Annotated in this window: 17 protein-coding genes and 1 pseudogene; 12 read left to right on the top strand and 6 right to left on the bottom strand. The window is 63.7% G+C overall.

Annotated elements, in window-relative coordinates; genetic code table 11:
• Positions 1 to 12 precede the first annotated feature (12 nt).
• The 4 genes from IFT99_RS07860 to IFT99_RS07845 are packed head-to-tail and all read left to right on the top strand — an operon-like array spanning position 13 to position 3,942.
• Positions 13 to 303 carry a (2Fe-2S)-binding protein gene (locus IFT99_RS07860; RefSeq protein ID WP_192131334.1) on the top strand — a complete coding sequence of 97 codons (291 nt, stop codon included), beginning with the start codon at positions 13 to 15 and terminating at the stop codon, positions 301 to 303.
• Entirely contained in the window at positions 300 to 1,700 is a 1,401-nt protein-coding gene (locus IFT99_RS07855; RefSeq protein WP_192131332.1) for an FAD/NAD(P)-dependent oxidoreductase, read from the top strand. Before IFT99_RS07860 ends, IFT99_RS07855 begins: the two co-directional genes overlap by 4 nt.
• Complete coding sequence (locus tag IFT99_RS07850; protein ID WP_192131330.1) at positions 1,697 to 2,893, top strand: NAD(P)/FAD-dependent oxidoreductase; 1,197 nt, start codon at positions 1,697 to 1,699, stop codon at positions 2,891 to 2,893. The genes IFT99_RS07855 and IFT99_RS07850 overlap by 4 nt, the downstream gene beginning before the upstream one ends.
• Positions 2,890 to 3,942 (top strand): ABC transporter substrate-binding protein, encoded by a 1,053-nt coding sequence (locus IFT99_RS07845; protein WP_192131328.1) that lies wholly within the window; start codon positions 2,890 to 2,892, stop codon positions 3,940 to 3,942. The genes IFT99_RS07850 and IFT99_RS07845 overlap by 4 nt, the downstream gene beginning before the upstream one ends.
• Positions 3,943 to 5,454: 1,512 nt before the next feature.
• Here the strand turns inward: IFT99_RS07845 and IFT99_RS07840 are convergent.
• Complete coding sequence (locus IFT99_RS07840; RefSeq protein WP_192131325.1) at positions 5,455 to 5,991, bottom strand: GNAT family N-acetyltransferase; 537 nt, start codon at positions 5,989 to 5,991, stop codon at positions 5,455 to 5,457.
• Between the two features lie 321 nt (positions 5,992 to 6,312).
• Here IFT99_RS07840 and IFT99_RS07835 point away from each other — a divergent pair, with 321 nt between their 5' ends.
• Complete coding sequence (locus IFT99_RS07835) at positions 6,313 to 7,110, top strand: CAP domain-containing protein (protein WP_446731125.1); 798 nt, start codon at positions 6,313 to 6,315, stop codon at positions 7,108 to 7,110.
• Positions 7,111 to 7,139: 29 nt separating this feature from the next.
• Here IFT99_RS07835 and IFT99_RS07830 read toward each other — a convergent pair whose 3' ends face one another.
• Both IFT99_RS07830 and IFT99_RS07825 read right to left on the bottom strand, forming a co-directional pair.
• Entirely contained in the window at positions 7,140 to 7,859 is a 720-nt protein-coding gene (locus IFT99_RS07830; RefSeq protein ID WP_192131321.1) for a dienelactone hydrolase family protein, read from the bottom strand.
• 131 nt (positions 7,860 to 7,990) lie between these two features.
• Entirely contained in the window at positions 7,991 to 8,518 is a 528-nt protein-coding gene (locus IFT99_RS07825) for a sterol desaturase family protein (protein WP_192131967.1), read from the bottom strand.
• A gap of 200 nt (positions 8,519 to 8,718) precedes the next feature.
• Here IFT99_RS07825 and ppnN point away from each other — a divergent pair, with 200 nt between their 5' ends.
• The 5 genes from ppnN to IFT99_RS07800 all read left to right on the top strand — a co-directional run bounded on the left by ppnN (position 8,719) and on the right by IFT99_RS07800 (position 17,078).
• Positions 8,719 to 10,092 (top strand): nucleotide 5'-monophosphate nucleosidase PpnN, encoded by a 1,374-nt coding sequence (gene ppnN, locus IFT99_RS07820; RefSeq protein WP_065991552.1) that lies wholly within the window; start codon positions 8,719 to 8,721, stop codon positions 10,090 to 10,092.
• Positions 10,093 to 10,349: 257 nt separating this feature from the next.
• Positions 10,350 to 10,943, top strand: coding sequence for a GNAT family N-acetyltransferase (locus IFT99_RS07815; protein WP_192131319.1), 594 nt, complete (start codon positions 10,350 to 10,352; stop codon positions 10,941 to 10,943).
• 81 nt (positions 10,944 to 11,024) lie between these two features.
• A complete protein-coding gene (locus IFT99_RS07810; protein ID WP_192131317.1) occupies positions 11,025 to 15,959 on the top strand; it encodes an AvrE-family type 3 secretion system effector in 4,935 nt (1,644 codons plus the stop codon).
• Positions 15,960 to 16,015: 56 nt separating this feature from the next.
• Positions 16,016 to 16,471, top strand: a complete 456-nt coding sequence (locus tag IFT99_RS07805; protein ID WP_141695231.1) for a type III secretion system chaperone — start codon at positions 16,016 to 16,018, stop codon at positions 16,469 to 16,471.
• A 160-nt stretch (positions 16,472 to 16,631) separates the two neighbouring features.
• On the top strand, positions 16,632 to 17,078 hold the full coding sequence (locus tag IFT99_RS07800) for a CBS domain-containing protein (RefSeq protein WP_065991548.1): 447 nt from the start codon (positions 16,632 to 16,634) through the stop codon (positions 17,076 to 17,078).
• Between the two features lie 83 nt (positions 17,079 to 17,161).
• Here the strand turns inward: IFT99_RS07800 and IFT99_RS26710 are convergent, their stop codons facing one another.
• The 3 genes and pseudogenes from IFT99_RS26710 to IFT99_RS07790 form a co-directional block, all read right to left on the bottom strand.
• A complete protein-coding gene (locus tag IFT99_RS26710) occupies positions 17,162 to 18,007 on the bottom strand; it encodes a methyl-accepting chemotaxis protein (RefSeq protein ID WP_410933827.1) in 846 nt (281 codons plus the stop codon).
• Between the two features lie 27 nt (positions 18,008 to 18,034).
• A pseudogene (locus tag IFT99_RS26705) lies at positions 18,035 to 18,844 on the bottom strand (HAMP domain-containing protein); the annotation flags it as partial.
• Positions 18,845 to 19,273: 429 nt separating this feature from the next.
• A complete protein-coding gene (locus tag IFT99_RS07790; RefSeq protein ID WP_244656947.1) occupies positions 19,274 to 19,960 on the bottom strand; it encodes a hypothetical protein in 687 nt (228 codons plus the stop codon).
• Positions 19,961 to 20,254: 294 nt separating this feature from the next.
• Between IFT99_RS07790 and mltA the strand changes: the two genes are divergently transcribed.
• Entirely contained in the window at positions 20,255 to 21,412 is a 1,158-nt protein-coding gene (gene mltA / locus IFT99_RS07785; protein WP_192131965.1) for a murein transglycosylase A, read from the top strand.
• Positions 21,413 to 21,546: 134 nt separating this feature from the next.
• Positions 21,547 to 22,758 (top strand): MFS transporter, encoded by a 1,212-nt coding sequence (locus IFT99_RS07780; RefSeq protein WP_192131312.1) that lies wholly within the window; start codon positions 21,547 to 21,549, stop codon positions 22,756 to 22,758.
• Positions 22,759 to 22,770 lie beyond the last annotated feature (12 nt).

Here is a 22,770-nt window from a genome sequence, read left to right as displayed (position 1 = left end):
GGAGCGCACGCCATGGCCTTGCTGAAACGACTGGCCGAACGCGACCGCGCCGTGCTGCCCTTCACCCTCGACGGTCAGCCGGCCAGCGGCTTGCAGGGCGATACCTTGCTCACGGCGGTGCTGACGGCAGAAGACTCATTGCGCGGCAGCGACTTCAGCGGCGAACCCCGGGCCGGTTTCTGCCTGATGGGCGCGTGCCAGGACTGCTGGGTGAAACTGGGCGACGGCCGCCGGGTGCGGGCCTGCTCAACGCTGCTCGAAGCCAATGTCGGCGTGACCCGCGAGCCGGGGCGCAGCCTATGAACGAGGCGAAAAATGGAGCCGTCAACGCGCCAGCGACCTCGGGTGCGAGCACGGTCATCGTCGGCGCCGGCCCGGCGGGAATTCGCGCGGCGCAGACGCTGCTTGCCCACGGTCTGCGCCCTTGCCTGCTGGATGAAAGTCTGCGCGGCGGCGGTCAGGTCTATCGACGCCAGCCGGAGCATTTCAAACGGTCGGCGAAGGCGCTGTACGGTTTCGAAGCGGGCAAGGCCGAGTCGGTTCACACCACCATCGATCAGTTGCAGGCTGAGATCGACTACCGTCCCGAGACGTTGGTGTGGAACGCCGAATCGCGCACCCTCGATACCCTGCACAATGGCCGCGCGGCGCAGGTGCCGTTCAAGCATCTGATCGTGGCCACCGGGGCCACTGACCGCATCCTGCCGGTACCGGGCTGGACATTGCCCGGCGTCTACAGCCTCGGGGCGGCGCAGATCGCGCTGAAGTTTCAGGGCTGCGCCATCGGTCAGCGGGTGGTCTTCGCCGGCAGCGGGCCGCTGTTGTATCTGGTGGCGTATCAATACGCCAAAGCCGGGGCGACGGTGGCGGCGGTGCTCGACAGCTCGCCCTTCTCCGCCCAGACCCGCGCCCTGCCCGCGTTGCTCGGGCAACCGTCGACGCTGGCGAAAGGGCTTTATTACCGCGCCTGGCTGACGGCCCACGGTGTCCCGGTGCAACAAGGCGTTCATCTGCAGGGCATTCAGGGCGAGCGACGGGTCAGCGGGGTCAGTTGGCAGCGGGGCAATCAACGCAAAGACCTCGCCTGTGACGCCGTCGCGTTCGCCCATGCTTTGCGCAGCGAAACCCAGCTGGCCGATCTGCTCGGCTGCGACTTCGCCTGGAGCGCGTTGAACCGTGCCTGGCTGCCGACCCGCGACGCCGCCGGACGCAGCAGCTTCGAGGGGGTTTATCTGGCCGGTGATGGCGCGGGCATCATGGGCGCCGACGCCGCCGAAATGGCCGGCGAACTGGCGGCCCTGACCTTGCTCGGCGACCTCGGCTACCGCATCGACCGCGCCCGCAGCATCGAATTACAGCGCCAACTGGAAGCCATCCAGCGGTTTCGCCAGGGGCTGGAAACCGCATTCCCGTTCCCCGAAGACTGGGCGGCCAAGGCGCCGGACAGCCTGATCGTCTGCCGTTGCGAGGAAGTCAGCGCCGGCGAGATCCGCCAGACCGTGGCCGAGGGACATTGGGAAATCAACCGGGTCAAGGCCATGTGCCGGGTCGGCATGGGCCGCTGTCAGGGGCGCATGTGTGGACTGGCCGCGGCGGAAATCGTCGCTCATGCGTCGGGCCGCGAGGTTGCCTGCGTTGGTCGATTGCGTGGGCAGGCACCGATCAAACCGCTGCCGTTTGGCGTGGAGGCAGAACAATGACCCAGCCCGTCGAGGTGGATGCGGTGGTGATTGGAGGAGGGATTGTCGGCGCCTCGGCGGCGCTGTTTCTCGCCCTGAGCGGCAAACGCGTGGCGCTGCTGGAAAGGGACTTTTTCGGCTCTCACTCAAGCGGCGTGAACTACGGCGGCGTGCGCCGTCAGGGCCGTCCGCTGTCGCAACTGCCCCTGTCCCGGCGCGCCCATGAAATCTGGGGTGACCTGCGCGCGTTCATCGGCACCGACGGCGAATACGTGCGCTCGGGCCATCTCAAGCTGGCCCGCAGTGACAAGGACATGGCCGCGCTGGTCGCCTATGAAGAGGCGTCCCGGGGATTCGGGATGCAGCTGCAGTTGCTCGACCACGCCCAGTTGCGCGCCCGCTTTCCCTGGGCCGGGGATGTGGCGGTGGGCGCCTCGCTGTGTGCTGAGGACGGCCATGCCAATCCGCGCCTCGTTTCTCCGGCGTTTGCCTTTGCTGCGCGCCGCGCCGGTGCGCAGACGTTCGAGCAAGCCCACGTCAGCGAGGTCAGCCATGACGGTCAGGCGTTTGTCGTGCGGACCGCCGATGATCAGTGCTTTCGTGGACCTTGGCTGCTCAATTGCGCCGGCGCCTGGGCGGCTCAACTGGCCCAGCAGTTCGGCGAACCGGTGCCGATGCGTGCGGGCCACCCGGCGATGCTGGTGACCGAACCGCTGCCGATGTTCATGGACGTCAGCACCGGCGTCGAGGGCGGCGGGATTTATGCGCGGCAGGTGGCGCGGGGCAATTGCGTGCTGGGCGGCGGTCAGGGTTTTCCGCTGGACCCGGCCACCGCGCGCCCCGGTCAGGCAGCGATTCTGGAGATCCTGCGCAACGCCGTTGAACTGTACCCGCCGCTGGCCGGTGCCCAGGCCATTCGCACCTGGAGCGGCACCGAAGGTTATCTGCCCGACCGCGAACCGGTCCTGGGTGCCAGTTCCACGCAACCCGGTTTACTGCACGGCTTCGGCTTTGCGGGATCGGGCTTTCAGATCGGTCCGGCGGCGGGCGAGGCGCTGGCGCAAATGGTCTGTGCCGGGGCGTCGAACATCGACCTGACGCCGTTCTCGATCACACGCTTTCAATCGCAACCGCACATTTCATCGCCTGCCATCGTCGTGCCGTCCGGCACCGATCACGTCATTCCATTGCTCAGAGGAAGGTCGAACCCATGACTCATATGAAACGTGTTGCCCTGACTGGCTTGTCTTGCCTGCCGTTTGCCGTGTTTGTTGCTTCGATGCCCGTACAGGCCGAACCGACGCTGTACCTGGGCATGAACGGCGGCACCATGGAGCGCTTGTACGCCGACAACGTGCTGCCGGCATTCGAGAAGGCGAACAACGTCAAGGTGGTGATCGTGCCGGGCACGTCCTCGGACATCCTCGCCAAGGTTCAGGCCAGCAAGGACAATCCGCAGATGCACGTGATGTTCCTCGACGACGGCATCATGTACCGCGCCATCTCCATGGGTCTGTGCGGCAAGCTGAATCCGAGCGCGAGCCTGGCGGACATCCCGGCCAAGGGCAAGATCAAGGAAGAAGCGGTGGCCGTCAGCCTCGGTGTCACGGGGCTGGCGTACAACACCAAGATGTTCAAGGACAATGGCTGGAGCGCGCCGACGTCCTGGGCCGACATGGCGGACCCTAAGTACAAGGAGAAGCTGGTGTTCCAGTCGCTGGCCTCTTCTACGTTCGGGCTGCACGGTTTTCTGATGTTCAACCGGTTGCAGGGCGGCAACGAAACCAACGTCGAGCCGGGTTTCAAGGCGTGGCCAAAGACGGTGGGGCCGAACGTGCTGGAGTACATCGCCAGTTCCGCGAAGATTTCGGAGATGGTGCAGACCGGCGAGGCGGCGCTGTTCCCGCTGACGCCGACCCAGGTCACCGCGCTCAAGCTCAAGGGCGTGCCGGTGGAATACGCGCCGCCGAAGGAAGGCGGTGTGGTGTTGAACGTGGCCGAATGCACCATCGCCAACAACGACCAGCCGGAACTGGCGCAGAAACTCGCGGCCTTCCTGCTGACCCCGGAAGCCCAGGCGCCGGCCCTGGAAATGGGCGACCAGATCCCGTCCAACCCGAAAACCCCGACCACGGACAAGACCCGTGGCCAGGTCGAAGCCATGAACAAATACCTGGAAACCGCCGTGACCATCGACTGGGATCAGGTCAACCAGGTCCGCCCGGAATGGAACGCCCGCTGGAGCCGCACGATCGAGCGCTAGGTGGTTAAAGCAGGGCCGCGATGCATATGTAGGACCGGCTTTAGCCGGGAAAGCGTCGGTAGGCCATACCGCAAAATGGATGGCGCACATACTGGCCTCTTCCCGGCTAAAGCCGGTCCCACTAACCGACCGCGATCCAACAGTGTGACCGGCGTCAGCCGGGAAAGCGTCGGAAGCCATACCGCGAATTGGAAGTCGTACACACTGGCCTCTTCCCGGCTAAAGCCAGTCCCACTAACCGACCGCGATCCAACAGTAGGACCGGCTTTAGCCGGGAAAGCTTCGGAGGCCGCGCCACAAATTGGATGGCGCACACACTGGCCTCTTCCCGGCTAAAGCCAGTCCCACTAACCGACCGCGATCCAATAGTGGGACCGGCTTCAGCCGGCAAAGCGTCGGTAGGCCATACCGCAAAATGGATGGCGCACACACTGGCCTCTTCCCGGCTAAAGCCAGTCCTACTAACCGACCGTGATCCAACAGTAGGACCGGCTTCAGCCGAGAAGGCGTCGGAGGCCATACCGCAAACTGGATGGCGCACACACTGGCCTCTTCCCGGCTAAAGCCAGTCCCACTAACCGACCGCGATCCAACTGTGGGACGGGCTTCAGCCGGGAAGACATCGGAGGCCACACCGCAAATTGGATGGCGCACACACTGGCCCATTCCCGGCTAAAGCCAGTCCCACTAACCGACCGCGATCCAACAGTGGGACCGGCTTCAGCCGGGAAAGCGTCGGTAGGCCATACCGCAAAATGGATGGCGCACACACTGGCCTCTTCCCGGCTAAAGCCAGTCCCACTAACCGACCGCGATCCAACAGTAGGACCGGCTTCAGCCGGGAAGGCGTTGGTAGGCGCACTGCAAAATTGTGGGTATGCACACCGGCCTCTTCCCGGCTAAAGCCGGTCCCACTAACCGACCGCGATCCAACAGTGGGACCGGCTTCAGCCGGGAAGGCGTCGGAGGCCATACCGCAAATTGGATGTCGCACGCACTGGCCCATTCCCGGCTAAAGCCAGTCCCACTGACAGACCGCGATCCAACTGTGGGACCGGCTTCAGCCGGGAAAGCGTCGGAGGCCACACCGCAAATTGGATGGCGCACACACTGGCCTCTTCCCGGCTAAAGCCAGTTCCACTAACCGACCGCGATCCAACAGTAGGACCGGCTTTAGCCGGGAAGGCGTCGGAGGCCATACCGCAAAATGGATGGCGTACGCACTGGCCTCTTCCCGGCTAAAGCCAGTCCCCCTGACAGACCGCGATCCAACAGTGGGACCGGCTTCAGCCGGGAAGGCGTCGGAGGCCGCGCCGCAAATTGGATGGCGCACACACTGGCTTCTTCCCGGCTAAAGCCAGTCCCACTAACCGACCGCGATCCAACTGTGGGACCGGCTTCAGCCGGGAAAGCGTCGGAGGCCATACCGCAAATTGGATGGCGCACACACTGGCATATTCCCGGCTAAAGCCAGTCCCACTAACCGACCGCGATCCAACAGTGGGACCGGCTTCAGCCGATCTCAGATCCGGAACGCCGCAAATCGCACCACATGTGCACCTTCGACACATACTGCTCTCCCACCGCCACCGCATACGGCTCCACCCCAAACGGGACAAAGCCCATCCGTTCGTATAAACCCTGCGCGCCGCGATTGCCGTCGGTGACGGTCAACTGGACCAGCAACAGCGGTGGCTGGCTCCGGGCGTAGGCCAACACGCTGCTGATCAGGTCGTGGCCAATGCCTTTGCCGCGATGGGCGTGGGGAACGTACATCCCGAACAGCGTGGATTTGTGGCGGGCTTTCCTTCTGGTTTCCAGGGACAGGCCGGCAACCCCCAGCAAACTGCCTGATTCAACGGCGCCAAACACCACCTCTTTCGCGTCAGGCCCGACCACAAGCCGCTTTTCCCACCAACTGATCGGCAAGGCTTCGCGCTCGGCGACGTCGGAGGTAAACGCATCAGGATGGAGGGCGTACGCTTCAAGCATCAGGGCTCGATACGCCGAGGCATATTCCGGGGTCAGTCGCTGAATGGTCGTGGTCATCGAGGTCGCACCGCAGGGTCGAGCGCTGATTATGTGGCTCAGCCGGTGTGACGACTACCGCCCGGGCCCGGAATAAACAAACGCCCTCTTCCTTCGCGCCCGTTCAGTCACGCATCGGCGTGCAGCATGCGGCGAAACACCGGGTTTTCACGCCGGCTATTGCAAAAACCCTGCTCATCGCTGCAACCTCCACGGTTTGTGCAGCTCAGACTAATCGCGACAGGTAAAATCGCGCACCGTGGGCGCGTCAGTTCGAGGGAGATTTCCATGCGTTTCAGATCATTCATCCAGTGTCTCGCTGTTGTGCCCCTGGCGCTGCTGATGGCAGGGACGGCCGTGGCCGGCGAAGAAACGCAGCTGATCCAGTCAATCAATACCTACCGCAGCCAGGCCCAGCCTTGCGCCAATGTGGCGTCGACCGAGCTGCCGCCACTCAACAGCGACCCGCGCCTGAACCTGCCGGCCAGTGGCACGGTGGACCTGCAGCCGATGCTGGCCCGGGCGTCGTATCCGATGGTCAGCGTCCAGGCGATCACACTTTCGGGCCCGCGCGACGCGCAAGCGGCGATGGCCGCCATTCAGGAAAGTTTTTGTCAGGTGGTGCTCAATCCGCAGTTCGTCGACATCGGCGTCAGCCGCAACGACCGCGACTGGCGCATCGTGCTGGCACGTCCGCTGCTGGCGGGCGGGTTGGGTAATGCGCAGGCCGAGGGCCAGAAACTGCTGGGGCTGATCAATGAAGCGCGCAAGCAGCCGCAGCAATGTGGCGCCCAGTCGTTTTCCGCCGCGGCGCCGCTGGTGTGGAACGACACCCTGATGAGCGCAGCCGAGAGCCACTCGCGTTCCATGGCCAACAACAATTATTTCGATCACAAGGGTCGCAATGGCGGGACGCCGGGGGACCGTGCGGAGCTGGCCGGGTACATCGGCCAGCAGATCGGCGAGAACATTGCCGCCGGCCAGGACAACGCGCGCAAGGTGGTTGAAGGCTGGCTTGCCAGCCCCGGCCATTGCGCCAACCTCATGAACCCGCAGTTTCATGACCTGGGCGCTGCGTACGCCACCGACCCGAAAAGCGACGCCGGTATTTACTGGACGGCGCTGTTCGGGGTGCAGTAGCGCTAGCAGCTACTCAAGCGCCGCTCTCTTCAACCCCACAGCGTGCGGCCGAAGAACGTCAGCGTGCGGTCCATGGCCAGCTGCGCCCACACCGGGTCGTATTGCGTGCCCGGAATCCGGCCAGGTCCTACGGCTTCTTCGTTGGCAAAGGCGTGGTGGGCCAGGTAGCGGTGGAATTCCAGGTCCACGCCGCCTTCGCTGAGTTTGGCTTCGAGCTGATCGACGCCGTCCGCCGGGAAGAACTCATCCTGGGTGCCCCAATGCGCCAGTACCGGCACCTTGATCGCCGCAGGGTCGAGGAATTCCAGCGGCGGCATGCCGTAGAACACCACGCCGGCAGACAGTTCGGGGATGAAGTTCAGCGCCAACAGGGTCAGCGCGCCGCCCATGCAAAAGCCGGTGACGCCGACTTTCTGGCTGTGGCCCTTGAGGTATTGCACGGCGCCGCGGATGTCCTGGGTGGCGGCGTCGGCGAAGTCGAGTTTGTCCATCAGGTGATGGGCTTCTTCTTCCTCGACCGTCATTTCGCCACGGTACAGATCAGGCACCAGCGCCAGATAGCCCGAGGCGGCAAGCCGATCGGCCACGCCACGGATCTGGTCGTTCAGGCCCCACCATTCCTGAATCACCACCACGGCCGGTGCGCCGTCGGTCTTGGCCGGGCTGGCCAGGTAGCCACTCAACTCTTTGCCGTCGGGGCGTTTGAAGGTGACGGTCTTGCCCGTTGCCTGTGTCGATGCTTGAGTCATGGGGTTCTCCGGAGAAGGAATTCGCGTTGATTAACAGCGTGAGACGACTGACCGTCAGTGCTACGACAGCAACACGACGCGCAACAGCGTGACGCACGTGAAACTAATGACCGGTCCGGCGTGGAGTCCGTTCAGCCGTTCTGCAGATCCGTGCCCATGGCCGCGCCGGCGCTGTCTCGACAACGCTCGTCACGGGGGGCAGAACGATGATCGCGCAGCTGGTGTTTCAGCGTCGCCGCCGAGGGCGCATAAAGGAAGCCGAAGGACACGCTGTTGCGTCGGCCTTTCACCGCGTGATGCATGAGATGCGCGTGGTAGAGGCGTTTGAGGTAGCGGCTGCGCGGCCGTGGTCGCGCAGGCCAATGACGATGGACCATGCCATCGTGAATAAACACGTAGAGCAGACCGAACGCCGCGACGCCGGCGCCCACCCATTGCAGCGGGTCATGGCCGCTGTTGCCGGCAACGATCAGCGCGATCGCCACCAGGGCCAGGGCCAGCAGATAGAGGTCGTTGGTTTCGAACGCGCCGAGCTGTTCTTCGTGGTGGGACTTGTGCAGGAACCAGCCCCAGCCGTGCATCACGTACTTGTGGGCGAGGAAGCCGACCCCTTCCATGGCGACAAGGGTCAGGAGAAAAATGATGAAGTTGAAGATCATAGCGTCGGGAGGGCCGATGGGTCTGGGCGTCGAGGAGCAGCATACCGGGGTCACGGGAAATTTCCAGATTCGCGCTCACAACGTTTGCTTTCCTGACCAACCGATGTAAAAAATGGCCCCATGGGTGAGCGTCTCGAACGCTTACTGTATTCGTGCCCTGCCCCCTCGCGGCGGCCGGCACCGCTTTCAAGGAATCAAGAATGGCTCCAAGACACGTCATCAACGCTTCGGTCAGCCCCAAGGGCAGCCTGGAAACACTGTCGCAACGTGAAGTCCAGCAGCTCAGCGCCGCAGGCTCCGGCAGCATTTACACCCTGTTCCGCCAGTGCGCCCTGGCCATCCTCAACACCGGCGCCCATGTCGATAACGCCAAAACCATCCTGGAGGCTTACCAGGACTTCGAAGTGCGCATCCACCAGCAAGACCGTGGCGTGCGCCTCGAACTGCTGAACGCCCCGGCCGACGCCTTCGTCGACGGCGAGATGATTGCCAGCACCCGGGAAATGCTCTTCAGCGCCCTGCGCGACATCGTCTACACCGAGAGCGAGCTCGACAGCCAGCGCATCGACCTGAGCAGCTCCCAGGGCATCACCGATTACGTATTCCACCTGCTGCGCAATGCCCGCACCCTGCGCCCCGGCGTCGAACCGAAGATGGTGGTGTGCTGGGGCGGCCACTCGATCAACACCGAAGAATACAAATACACCAAGAAAGTCGGCCATGAGCTGGGCCTGCGCAAACTGGACATCTGCACCGGTTGCGGCCCTGGCGTGATGAAAGGCCCGATGAAAGGCGCGACCATTGCCCACGCCAAGCAGCGCATCACCGGCGGCCGTTACCTGGGCCTGACCGAGCCGGGCATTATCGCGGCCGAAGCGCCGAACCCGATCGTCAATGAGCTGGTGATCCTGCCGGACATCGAGAAGCGCCTGGAAGCCTTCGTCCGGGTCGGACACGGCATCATCATTTTCCCGGGGGGCGCAGGCACGGCGGAGGAGTTCCTCTACCTGCTCGGCATCCTCATGCACCCGGACAACCAGGACCTGCCGTTCCCGGTCATCCTGACCGGCCCGAAAAGTACCGCGCCGTACCTGGAGCAGCTGCACGCGTTCGTCAGCGCCACCCTGGGCGAAGAAGCGCACAAGCATTACCAGATCATCATCGACAACCCGTCGGAAGTGGCACGGCAGATGACCCTTGGCCTGGCTTCCGTGCGCCAGTTCCGCCGCGACCGTGCCGACGCGTTCCACTTCAACTGGCTGCTGAAGATCGAAGAGAGCTTCCAGCGTCCATTCGACCCGACGCACGCCAACATGGCCAGCCTGCAGCTGCGCCGCGACCTGCCGCCCCACGAACTGGCCGCGAACCTGCGCCGGGCGTTCTCCGGGATCGTGGCGGGCAACGTCAAGGACAAGGGCATTCGCCTGATCGAAGAACACGGCCCGTATGAAATCCACGGTGACGCCGAGGTGATGCAGCCCCTGGACAAGCTGTTGCAGGCCTTCGTCGAGCAGCACCGGATGAAACTGCCGGGCGGCGCGGCGTATGTGCCGTGTTATCGAGTGGTGTCCTGACTCAGCTGACGCGAGCTCTCTGACATCCGGCGATCTGCCACGCTGTCTGGAATAAACGCAGTTCCTGTGGGAGCGAGCTTGCTCGCGAAGAGGCCCGCTCAGCCAACTCATCTCTGGCGGCTGTGTAGCCGCCTTCGCCAGCAAGGTGGAGCGCCACCCCGGTCGCTCCCACAGGTATTCTGTTCGCTGCAGAACACCGTTGTGCCTGGAAGACTTATTTCCACACCTGCATCTCCCCGAAATTCCGGAACCCACCCATGATCCACATCCGCCCCATGACCACCGATGATTTCGAGGTCTTCTGGCCCACCTTTCAGGCCGTGGTCCGGGCCCAGGAAACCTACGCCTACGCCCCCGACCTGACCTGCGAGCAGGCCCGGCACCTGTGGCTGGAATACCCGCTGCACACGCTGATCGCCGAAGAAGACGGCGTGCTGCTCGGCAGCTATTACCTCAAGGCCAACGCGGCAGGCCCCGGCAGCCATGTCAGCAACTGCGGCTACATGGTCACCCCGGCCGCGCGGGGTCGTGGCGTCGCGCGCCTGATGTGCGAGCACTCCCAGCAACTGGCGCTGGACAGCGGCTTCTCGGCCATGCAGTTCAACTCCGTGGTGGCCACCAATGAAGTCGCCGTTGCGCTCTGGCAGAAACTCGGGTTTGAGACCGTCGGCCGTCTGCCTCGCGCTTACCGCCATGCCCGGCTCGGGCTGGTGGACTGCCTGGTGATGTACAAATGGCTGGCCGACATGCCGGCCTCGCGCAAAGCCAAGAGCCCGTTGCTGATCGGCCGCAAGAACATCGAATCGGTCATCTCCCGCCCCCGGCGCAAGCCCTCTGACGGGCCTGCCTGATCTTTTCAGAAAATCGGGAACCACCCTCCGCCCTGACGCCACTCACCCCGCCAAGCACTCACTTGCATGGACGGCGTCAGCATGGCTTTACCTCCAGTGTTCCGTGGTCATACCACCAGTGTCGGCACCACCCACCTGAACCCAGCTGCAGCACCCGGAACCGGAACCGGCCCCACGCAGCGCAAAAACGTGCTGGCGCGCATGGCCACTGCCAGCCGGTCAACGCTGCAGAAAAGCCGCCACTTCGCAGGCGGTCTGTTCAAGGCCCGACCGGGGGATGCCTCGTCAATTCCCCGCAGCACGGCCGCTGCAAACACCCCGCAGACCGCGCTCGCCCCCCATGCGGCGCCGGCTTCAACAACGGCAGCTGCATCAGCCACGCCACAAGCGAACGCGCCCGTGCCGCCAACCGGCCCGACACCCAGCGCTCCGACGGCAGCCCAGCCACCAGCCAACGCCCTGACACCCCGGCTGAGCATGGCGCTGCACAATCAACGACTGACCTTTGGCGGCACCGACCAGCCCAACCCCACCGAGCGGTTGCTCGAAGGCATTCTGAGCAAACACGATCAGCGTTATCAGGACCTTGCGCCGCTCAATCAGGACGCGCAGAAAGCCGAATACCTGATGGTCGACAGCCAGAACCGGCTGCTCCACGCCCATGCCAGCGATATCGCCATTTCACTGTTCAAGAGCAGTGAGAACCGCGTCGCCTCCGCCAGCGACGGCAAGAAAATGGCGATGCCCACCGATGCCCATCGCGCGCAGATCACCGGCGTGCACAAGGACGCGAACAACACCGCCTGGCGTACTCACGAAAATAAGTTGTACGCGTTGCATGGGGGCCAATGGCAGGAGAACACCCAGGGAGCAACGCTGAAAACCTTGCACAACATTGGCGGCGGCAACCTGTTCGGGCTCAACGACGAAGGCAAGGTGTACGAGCTGAGTGACCTGACCAAGCCGCTGGATTTCACAGAAAAGGTCACGGCCCTCGGACGCTCCACCGCCGGTGCACTGATGGCGCTCAGCGAAAACGCCTCAGGCAACCAGTTACTCCAACTGCGCAACGGGCTTGGCGCCGACCGCCATGATGCGTTCCCGCTCATTACCCCCACCGGCACGGATAACGACGCGGCCATGAAAGCCAAATCCGTGGCGCTCATCGGTGATCGTCTGCTGGCGACGACAGCCTCGGGCGAACTCCTGGAGGCGCATTTGCCGACCGCTGAAGCGCAACAAAACAACCTCCTCGTGAATGAGCTCACACTGCAGAAAGTGCGCCCCTCGCCCGCCCTGCAGACGGCCTTTGGTCACCACACCGTCAGCGGCTTTTTTCATGACGAAAAAAACCTGCTGCACGCCACCGTCAAGGACCAGCAAGGCGTAGAGCACAGCGCATCGTGGGATCAGGCAAAACAGGACTTCGTGCCTGGCTGGGTCATGGCGCCGCTGGTCATGGATCGTCAGCACGGCTTGCCCGTCCTGACCCCTGACGCCGCCACGCAGATTCAGCTGCCGCGCGGCAAAATCGCCCTCTACGAGCAGAAGCGCTCATCGCGGGTCCAGGCACCGCGCGGCGAATACGTCCGTCCTCTCGACAAGCGGTTAGTGCACAACCCGCCCGTTGAAGAATTGAAAGAAACCATCGAAAAGACGCTGTTGGTGCAAGACCCGCGCACCGACGAATGGAAGAAGACCAGCGAAAAGGACATCAAAGCGCTGCAGGCTGGCCAGGACGGCTTCGCTTACCTCATCGACAAGGATGGCAAGCTCAAACAGCTGAAAGTGGCGCCCCAGGCCGCCGCCCATGAAATGGGGCGCGGCGCCGACCTGCCCCTGCAAGGTCGCGGGACTGAAGCCAAGGGCACCGCCCTGCGCGGCGCCGAGGGTGTGGTCGCCGACAAACTGGCCGTGCAGAACGATCAGAACTTCATGACCCTGAGCGGCGGCAAACTGCGCCTCCACGACCAGAACGGTGAACGCGCGGTGCTGCCACAGCCACCCGGCACGGGCGATATCCAGGCGATCAGCACCGGCGGCAAGCACTGGTTCGCCCTGCGCGGCGGCGCAGTGTTCCAGCTGAGCGGCGACGAGGCCAACGCTCGAAGGCTCAATCCTCAGCGGACCTGGCAAGCGGTTCAGGGCCCGACCACCCCACCGGGGACCGTTCTTCAGGACCTGCGCCCCAATCACGATGGACGTTTGCTGGCCACCACCAGCGCCGGAGAATTCGTCAAAACCGCAACCGGGTGGGAAGCCGCCGCACCCGCACCGGCGCGCCCGAGCAATGATCACGCGGCCTTCAATCGGCTGGCGGCGGCCGAACCGGAAACCCTGCGCAGAGGCTCGGCCAAGGTCACCGTCAACGTGATGGGCAGTAACAACATCGAGAGCATGAAGGCCAAGCAGTACGCCCCTGCCTCCCTCCGGCAGAATTACCTTACCTCCCATCTTTCGCTGACCGGCGCGGTGAAAGTGCCTGCCGACAGCCTCCAGCACGCCTGGAAAGGCCGCGAAGGCCTGAAGCCGATCTACACCGAAGAAACCGCGCTGCTGCGCGAGCTGAGCACCCGCGCGGCTGCGGCGACCGGCGCGGCGACCGGCACACCGCCGCGACCCATGGCTGCGCGTATCAATGAGCTGGCGCCTCGCCTGTCACCTGAATCGAGCGAGCTGGCGGAGCTGTTCAACTGGTTCCAGACCAGCGTCACCGAAGACCTGCAGAAGACGCTGCGCGAACTGGCCCAGGACGAAGGCGCGTTGCTGAAAAATGGCGCGATCAATCCGGCCTTCCAGGGCAAGCCGCGCAACAATGACATGCTGCCGCAAGTGGCCAGCGTCCTTCGTGACAGCGGCATCGACAACGCTCACGAACTGGGGCAGCTGCTCACCAAGCTGAAGAACGCGCATTTCACGCTGGAGCGGCGCAACACCCAATCGCCGCTGGATGGCTCTCGCACCCAAGGCGATAACCAGGCCCTGCTGCGCGCTCGCCTGGCGCTGGACGTCAAGGTGCTCAACGACATCAGCGCCGCCCTCGACGGGTTCGCCAATGAAGTGAAGAAACCGGGGGCGAAGGATTTCGACACCATCGCCACAGCGCTGGCCACCTTGCACAACGACGCCTACGAAGGCAGCCCGGTGAAGCGCTACACCGATGCCGGCTTCCGTGACCATGCCTCCCTCGAAGCCAGTTACGACGCCACCAAGAACCTGCTCAAGCACTTGCGCAAGGACAACCACCCGCTCAAGCGCAACGTGCTGCAAGGGCTGCAGACCCCTGCCGGCCCGAATAACGCCGCTGTCATGCTCGCCCTGACCGAGGCGCTCCAGAATCTGGAGCCTCGAGAAAGCCTCAAGCTGAACCGCAATTACGGCGGCGGCGTCACCGGCGGCGTCGCGGGGCCGGCCGAGCCCGCGTTCCTCGGTTTTCGCGGCAATATCGATCCAGAGCGGACCTACGGCCTGACCTTCACCCGATTCGACCGCGGCCTGAAGGTGTCGATGAGTCGCGAAGGCGCAATCAGCGGCACAGGAAGCCTCGGTTTTGGTGGCGGCAAAAGTGACACCAAAACCACGCCCGGCGACAGCCACGCCAACCTCCAGACCAACGGCGGCTGGTTCGGCGGCAGCCTGGACGCCAAGTACAAGTATGCCAACAGCACGGCGCTGAGCTTTTTCATTCGCGACGACGAAATCGATGATTTCATGATTGACCTGATGCAGACGCAACTGGCCAGCAGCAAGCGCCCGGCGCAGGGAGGCCTTAAACCCATGGCGTTGATGGATCGCGGCGTCGAGAAGGAAGTGCGCACCACGGGCAAGCACGCGTTCGACCTGGATGCCGGGGTCAACCTTGAATCCCGGACCAACAAGGGCCGCACCGATGCCGAACCCGTTGCCGGCTTCATGCGCTTCGGCGCCGGCCTGCTGGGAACCGTGTCATTGCTCAGCGCCGAACGGGAACGGACCGAGGGCCACGGCAGCGACGGCCTGCACGCCGACGTCTATAGCAGCAACCGCGCGCGGTTCCTCGAAAAAGGCTCGGTGACCGGCTACGCGCGGATGTTCAGCACCGTCTTTACGTCGCGCCCCAGCAACCTGTTCGTGGCCGGCGGCGCCCCCTTGGGCGTCAGCGCGACACTGGCGTTCGACAACAAGACCGGCAAGAGCTACGACGTGCGCTTCAAGAACGCCCTGCCGCTGCGAACCGCAGACGTCAAAACCCTGGGTGACACACTGGAGAAGGCCTTCCCCGGCATGAGCAAGAATCCGTCGCCCGCCGGCAAGCCTCCTGAGAAGGTGCTGCAGGACCTCAAGGACAAATACCTGAAGACCACGTCAGACGAGAACGACGCGCAATACGCCGCGCGCCAGAGCCTGCGCCAGCTCGACCGGCAGAACACCGCTGCCAGCCAGGGCTCCAGCCTGATGTCGCTGATGGACATGGTGGTCAAACACAACAACGTCAACCGGCTGGATCAGGCCGCGCCCTCCAAGCGGCAGATCGACCGCGTCAAACAGATGCTCGGCCGTGACTGCAACCCGGGCAACGCCGAGCGGATTCACGAAATGATGAGCGCCGACCCGCAGCTCAAAGGCCTGCTCGATGCGATGAAGGACAGCAAGGGCACCACTCGCGCCGAAATCAAGCTTGAGGTCCGCGACGACGTCAAAGAGCGCATCGAGGACGGCGCATTGAGTGGACGGCTGACCGACGCGGTGCTCAAGGACATACTCGGCGACAAGAACAATCTGCGCATCAAGAGCATCGCGGTCTTCAAGACCGCCGCGAAAGAAGACGCGTTCGGCACGCCGTTCCCCTTTGTCAGCTTCAAGAGCGGCAGCGCGCTGAGCATCGAACGCCTCATGGGTGAAGTCACCTTCGACTACGGCCCTGACCAGAGGAACCCGAAAAAGGCCACGGCCGACGGCGCCATCGCCGACCGTGGCGACTCGCAGCCCGCCCACGAGCTGGGCCAGGCTGGCAATGGCGCTTTCCGGCCGCGCTAGGCCGCCGCGCCCGCTCCTCTATTGATCGAATCGCCCCCCCGTACAGGACACCGCAAATGATGAACACAACGACACACGCAGACGCCTGCATTCAGGCACTGGGCAAACGACTGGGCACCGCCTTGCAACTCGAAAACGGCGTGTGCGCGCTGTTCGATGAGGGCCGCGAAGTGGTGATCATCGAGGTGCCGACGGCGGGAGACGTCGCGATTCTGCATTGCAAACTGTCGCTGCGCCCCGACCCGAGCCTGTATGAGCGGCTGATGAGGCTCAACTTCGACAGCGGCGCCATGAGTGGCTGCTGGCTGGCCCTGGATGAGCAACAGGCGGTTCGCCTGTGCACGCAACTGCCGCTCAAGGCACTGGACGAGATGACCTTCGTGGACTGGGTGCAAGGGTTCGTGCTGCAGACCCGTGACGTTGCCGGTCTGCTGCAGCAGCGCGCGGCATCGCCGGCAAAAGCACCGATGCACGCGCAGGGACAGGGCGGCCTGTCGCGGCGGATCGGCTGACCTCGCGCCAGCCCACCGACGCGGCCACGGGAAATCGGGGCGGTGACGCTTTCAGGGCCGGGCATGGCGCTTTCAAACTTGCCGGAATGCCATCTCTCGACGATTCTCTATGCACGGCCGGATGGGCCGTGCTCACAAGAAACGCGCCGGAGAGGCCAGCATGACGACCGTAGCCGAACTACTGAAGTTGAAAGACCCGCACCACGCTGACGTCCACACCGTCGGGCCCGGGGAGATGGTCCTCGAGGCGATCAAGCTGATGTCCGAAAAGAACATCGGTGCTGTCCCGGTGGTGCGCGATGGCAAGGTGGTCGGCATCGTCAGCGAGCGGGATTACGCCCGCAAGATGGAGCTCAAGGGCCGTGCTTCGGCCGGGACCCCGGTCAGCGACATCATGACCCACGACGTACAGACCGTGGGCTCGCAGCACACGGTCGAGCACTGCATGAACATCATGACCGACCGCCGGCTGCGCCATTTGCCGGTGGTGGACGAAGGCCGACTGATCGGTTTGCTGTCCATCGGCGACCTGGTCAAGGCGGCCATTGCCGAACAGGCCAGGCTGATCGAGAAAATGCAGGAATACATTCGCGGCGAAAGTTACTGAGCCCAGACACCTTCTGCGCCCCACAAAAAAGCCGGCGCTTTTTGGGCTCCGGCTTTGCTTTGCGCGAGTGAATGGATCGCCGGTTAGCGAACCTTGAAGCGATCGATCATCGCCACCAGCCGCTCGTTGGACGCCATCAGCGCCTCGACGCTGGTGTCGGTCTGCTGACCACAGCCCACCAGTTCACCGACCATGTGCCGAATGGCGATCATGTTCTGGTTGATCTCCTCGGTCACCGCGCTCTGCTCCTCTGCCGCCGTTGCAATGTGCGCGCTCAGGTCATGGATGCGCAGCACCGAACCGGCCATCCCGTCCAGGCCTTCGTTGACGCGGGACGTACGGTCGGCCGTCGACTGGCAACTGACCTTGGTTTTCTCCATCGCGCCCACCGCAGTGCTCACGCCCTGTTCCAGCCGCGCGAGCATCTCGTTGATCTCCGATGTGCTCTGCTGGGTACGACCGGCCAGCGCCCGCACTTCGTCGGCCACCACCGCAAAGCCTCGGCCCTGCTCACCCGCCCGCGCCGCTTCGATGGCCGCGTTCAGCGCCAGCAGGTTGGTTTGCTGGGCGATGCCGCCGATGACACCGAGCACATCGGTGATGCGTTTGGCATCGACCTGCATTTCCTGAACGTACTTCGTCGCTTCTTCGACCTCGGCCACCAGCGCCCGCACGCTGACCGACGCTTCGTCGACGACGTCCCGGGAGCGCTGCGCGGCATCGTTGGCCGATTGAGTAAAGCTCGCCGTCTGCGTAGCGTTCTCGGCGACGCTGTCGGCGGTGGCGCTCATCTCGTTGATCGCGGTCACCGCCTGATCGGTTTCCGAGGCGTGGCGGTTGAGGATCTGGTTGATGTTGCGCGACTGATCCTGCAACTGCACCAGCCCGGCAGAGATCTGCTCGGTGCCGCTGCGCACCTCGACAATCATCGCTTGCTGGAAGGCGATGAACTTGTTGACCGAGTGGCCGACAGCGTCCAGTTCATCCTCGCCCTTGATCGGAATGCGACGGGTCAGGTCGGCCTCACCCGAAGACAGCGCGTCGATGTTGGTGCGCAGAACGGTCAGCCGTGCCAGCAAGCGATGGAAGGCAAAGCCCAGCACCACCAGCAACAGAATGACCAGGGGAATCTGCAACCAGCCCAGGGTCTTCAGCACTTCGGTGCTGCTGGCGGTGAGCATGGCGGTTGGCAACGAGGTGGCGATCATCCACGGCGTGCCCACCACAGGGCGCAGGAAGAAGGTCAGGTCACCCAGTTGCGGGTCGATGTATTCCCGGGAATACACAGCGTCGCCAGAGACCTTGCCCAGACCGTCCTGAATGGCCTTGGCGAACATCGACTCGCCGCTGAAGCCTGCGACGTTCTTGAGGATGATTTCGCCGGGAATGCGGCTCTGGTTGGTCAGGATCTTGCCGTCGCGCTCGACGATCATCACCTGACCCTGAATGTCTTTTTCCTTGTCCTGGATCAGGCCGTTGAAAAAGCCCAGGGTGACGTCGATGGTCGAAACGCCGTAGAGCGCGCCATCTTTGTAGATGCCCATCGCGCAGTTGGTGCGCGGTTGCGGGCTGGCTTCGTCCTGATAGGCCGCCGCCCAGGCGCATTTGCCCTTGGGTGCGTTCTGCCCGGCGCGGTGCCATGGCTGTTCCCAGTAGTTGGGCGCAGGGTCGGAGTTCCAGAACGTGCTCACCACCAGCTGGCCACTGCCGTCACGGTGGAAAAACGAGCTGTGTTTGTTGCGCCCCGGGGTGCGCTTGTCCGGCATCGGCCAGACGCCGCCGCCGAAGACTTTCTGATCGCCGTACTGATCGACCAGGCCTGGCAGCACAATGTCGATGCCATCACTGTCCAGCAGCGGAACCGCCTGGGTGATCGCCCGGGACTGAGCCTCTACGCGCGCCAGGTCCGACAGGATTCGCGTGCCGATCTGGTCCACCTGGCTCAGCACCACTTTTTCCTGGGTCTCTCGCACCTTGGGCGTGACGAAATGTACGATGCCCTGCTCGGTGATCACTGCGATGACCACAATCAAGGTCACAAATATGACCGTATAGCGCGCCTGCACTGTTTTGAACATCGTCGACCCCATGCCATGAATTTTATAGTTGTTTTTTGCGGACTCCTGAGGAGCTATCGACCGCAAGCCGACAAGGATGAGGGATAGCGCAAAGGTTTTTTCCGGCACAGCGGGGCGTCATTGCACCGGAAGGAAATTCAGGAACAGCAGGCTCTGGGCGTAATTCAAACCGATGCGTCTATATCGCTCGTCGAGCATCTGGGTGAGCAGGTCCAGGCGCGCCACAATCTTGCCGAACTCGGTGGCGAAACTGAGGTTGCTGCCCTCCTCCGAAATCTCGTTGGAGAACAACAGCAGCTCGCCATTGGCGTTCTGCCGCTGGCTCAGCAGCCAGGTGGCCTTTTCGATATTGCGCGCAGCATTGTTGACGAACGTCGGGTTGATCTGGTCGGTCATGAAGAATTCGAGGCGCCCGCCGTGGGCCGTGACCAGCATGCTGCCGATGGCATAAATGAATGCGCCGACGCGATCGCCAAGGAATTCAGGGCTCAGGGCGTAGCTCAGCGCTGCCAGGTCACGTCGCGTGCCCAACTGCGGCAACGGCTTCTTCTGCTCGATGGCCTGCCGCACGTTGCGTTCGGCCGCCGCGGCATCGACGAAGCCGGACTTGCGCCACTCCCCAGGGTTGCGCAGGTAGAGTTTGTTCATCAGCAGGTAAAGGCTGTCGAGGTTGTCGGCCATCGCCAGCGTCGCCATGCGGTCTACGCTGGTCTGGAAGAACTCCTGGGGCCGCGTCTCGCTGAACTGCGTGGCGACATCCTGGCCGTCCTGGCGCGTACACCCGGCAGAACCGAGCCCAAGCATGCACAGGGCAAACAGCGGGCGCAGGCGTCGGCAAACGGATAAAACAGAAAACACGGCGAGCATCAATCCCAAGCTTTAACGAACGAGACGCCGCGTCTATCGCCGCGTCCTGGCCATGGTCAGAACGGCCCACGGCGAAAAAGTGCAATATCGGCGGCAAATTCGCAGCGCGTCCAGGGCGATTGGGCCGCCATGTGAGCTTTCATGCAAATGATTCCCTCATCCATTTGACGCAGCCCTTCGCTTTCACCAAGCTAGCCGCCTTCGCATGATTTTCAGGAAACACCCCGCGTGATGACCACAAGCCTGCACTGGCGCCGTTTCGTATTCTGCCTCGCCCCACTGATCGCCCTGCTCGCTGCCTGCGACGGCGGCGCGCCGAAGACCAAGCCCTCCGAAGCGACGACCTACGTCAGCGTCGAGTGGGACAAACTGCCGGCGGTGAACGACACCGACCTGATGGCGGGTTACAACAGTTGGTTTTCGGCGTGCAAACGCCTGGCCAAGGACCCGGTCTGGGGTGGCACGTGCGCCCTCGCCGCCCAAGTGCCGCAAAACCCGGCCGCCGTGCGCGACTTTCTCAAGAATCAGCTGCAGGTCTACAGCCTGCGCTCCTCCGAGCACGGCGCCAACGGGCTGATCACCGGCTATTACGAGCCGATCTATAAAGGCAGCGAGCAGCGCAATGACGCGCACCCGGTGGCGGTGTATGGCGTGCCCGATGACCTGATCATCGTCAATCTCGACAGTATCTATCCCGAGCTCAAGGGCAAGCGCCTGCGCGGGCGCCTGGATGGACGAGTGCTGCGTCCCTACGACGACGCCGCCACCATTGGCACCAAAGGCGCCAGTGCCCCCGTGCTGGCCTGGCTGGAAAACCCCATCGACCTGCAGTTCCTGCAGATCCAGGGATCGGGTCGGGTTCAGCTGGAAAGCGGCCGCCAGCTGCGCATCGCCTACGCCGATCAGAACGGCTACCCGTACAAGCCGATTGGCCGCTGGCTGGTGGAGCAAGGCCAGTTGACCAAGGACGAAGTGTCCATGGGCCGCATCCGCGACTGGGCGATTGCGCACCCCGAACGCGTCAATGAACTGCTGGGCAGCAACCCGAGCTACGTGTTCTTCACCCTGCGCCCGGACAGCACCGAAGGCCCGCGCGGTTCGCTGAATGTGCCGCTGACCGCCGGCTACAGCGTGGCGATCGATCGCAAGGTGATCCCCCTCGGCAGCCTGTTGTGGCTGTCCTCGACCCGCCCCGACGGCACGCCGCTGGTACGCCCGGTCGCGGCGCAGGACACCGGCGGCGCCATTGCCGGCGAAGTCCGCGCCGACATGTTCTGGGGTACCGGTGATGCGGCGGGCGAACTGGCCGGCAACATGAAACAGCAAGGCCAGATCTGGATGCTGTGGCCCAAGGGCGCCGCCCTGCCCGACACCAAACCCAAAGACTGATCGAACTGAACCGCCGACTATGCGCCACCCGCGTCAGCCGGCGTCACTTCAGGGTTGAGTCATTCCCGGGTTGAACTGAAATCGGTTTCAAGTATCACAGCATGCTTCTTCCCGGAAACCCTTCTCGATCTCCCATGAATACCTCCCACACCCCGCATGATTTCAACATGGGCTGGCTGCTGTTCGCCCTCGCCATGGGCGCCTTCGCCATCGGCACGACCGAATTCGCCTCAATGACCCTGCTGCCGTTCATTGCCGGTGACTTTCAGGTCACCCAGCCGCTGGCCGGGCATGCCATCAGTGCTTACGCCCTGGGCGTGGTCATCGGCTCGCCAGTGATCATGGTCCTGGGCGTCAGACTGCCCCGCCGGGCCTTGCTGGTGGCCCTCGCCGCTTTCATCGGAATCGCCAACGCGTTGAGCGCCGTCGCGCCGTCGCTGCCATGGCTGGTGTTTTTCCGCTTTCTCAGCGGTTTCCCCCATGGCGCCTACTTTGGCGTGGCGATGCTGCTGGCCGCGTCCTTGGTGCCGAAGAATCGCCGTGCTCAAGCGGTCTCCCGCGTTTTCATGGGGCTGACCATCGCCACCATCATCGGCGTGCCGTTCGCCACCTGGATCGGCCAGACCATCGGCTGGCGCTGGGGCATGGCCATCGTCGCCGGCCTCGCCGCGATCACCGCGGTGCTGATTCGCTGCCTTGCGCCCGCTTCCCCTGCGGATACCGACGCCAGCCCTTTGCGCGAACTTAACGCACTGCGCTCGCGGCAGGTGTGGCTGACACTGGGCATCGCCGGCATCGGCTTCGGCGGGATCTTCTGCGTGTACACCTATCTGGCGGCCACGCTGATCGAGGTCACCCACGCTTCGGCTTTCATGATTCCGGTGGTGATGGCGGTGTTCGGTCTGGGCACGACGGTGGGCAACCTGGTTTGTGGCTGGGCCGCCGACCGCGCCACGATGCTCGCCGCTGGCGTCTCGCTGGGCTTCACTGCGCTGGTGCTGGCGTTGTACCCGTCGGCGACCGAAAACCTCTGGCTGCTCATTCCGCTGGTGTTTTTCATCGGTTGCGGCGTCGGCCTGGCGGCGATCCTGCAGACACGCCTGATGGACGTTGCGCCCCATGCGCAATCCCTGGCGGGTGCGCTGGTGCAAAGCGCGTTCAACGTCGCCAACGCCATCGGCCCGTTGGTGGGCGGCGTGGTCATTGCGGCGGGCTACGGTCTGCCGGCCACGGGCTATGCCGCAGCGGCATTGACGCTGGGCGGTCTGGGCATGTGGTATTGGGCGCTGATGGATGCGCGGCAGGCGGATCGCCGTTTTGCACGGCAAGCCTCAGGGTCGGTCTGAAGCGGGTAGCTG

This window comes from Pseudomonas sp. CFBP 8772 (genome assembly GCF_014841665.1).
In the GTDB taxonomy this organism is placed as follows: domain Bacteria; phylum Pseudomonadota; class Gammaproteobacteria; order Pseudomonadales; family Pseudomonadaceae; genus Aquipseudomonas; species Aquipseudomonas graminis_B.
This window is presented reverse-complemented; position numbering and strand designations above follow the sequence as displayed.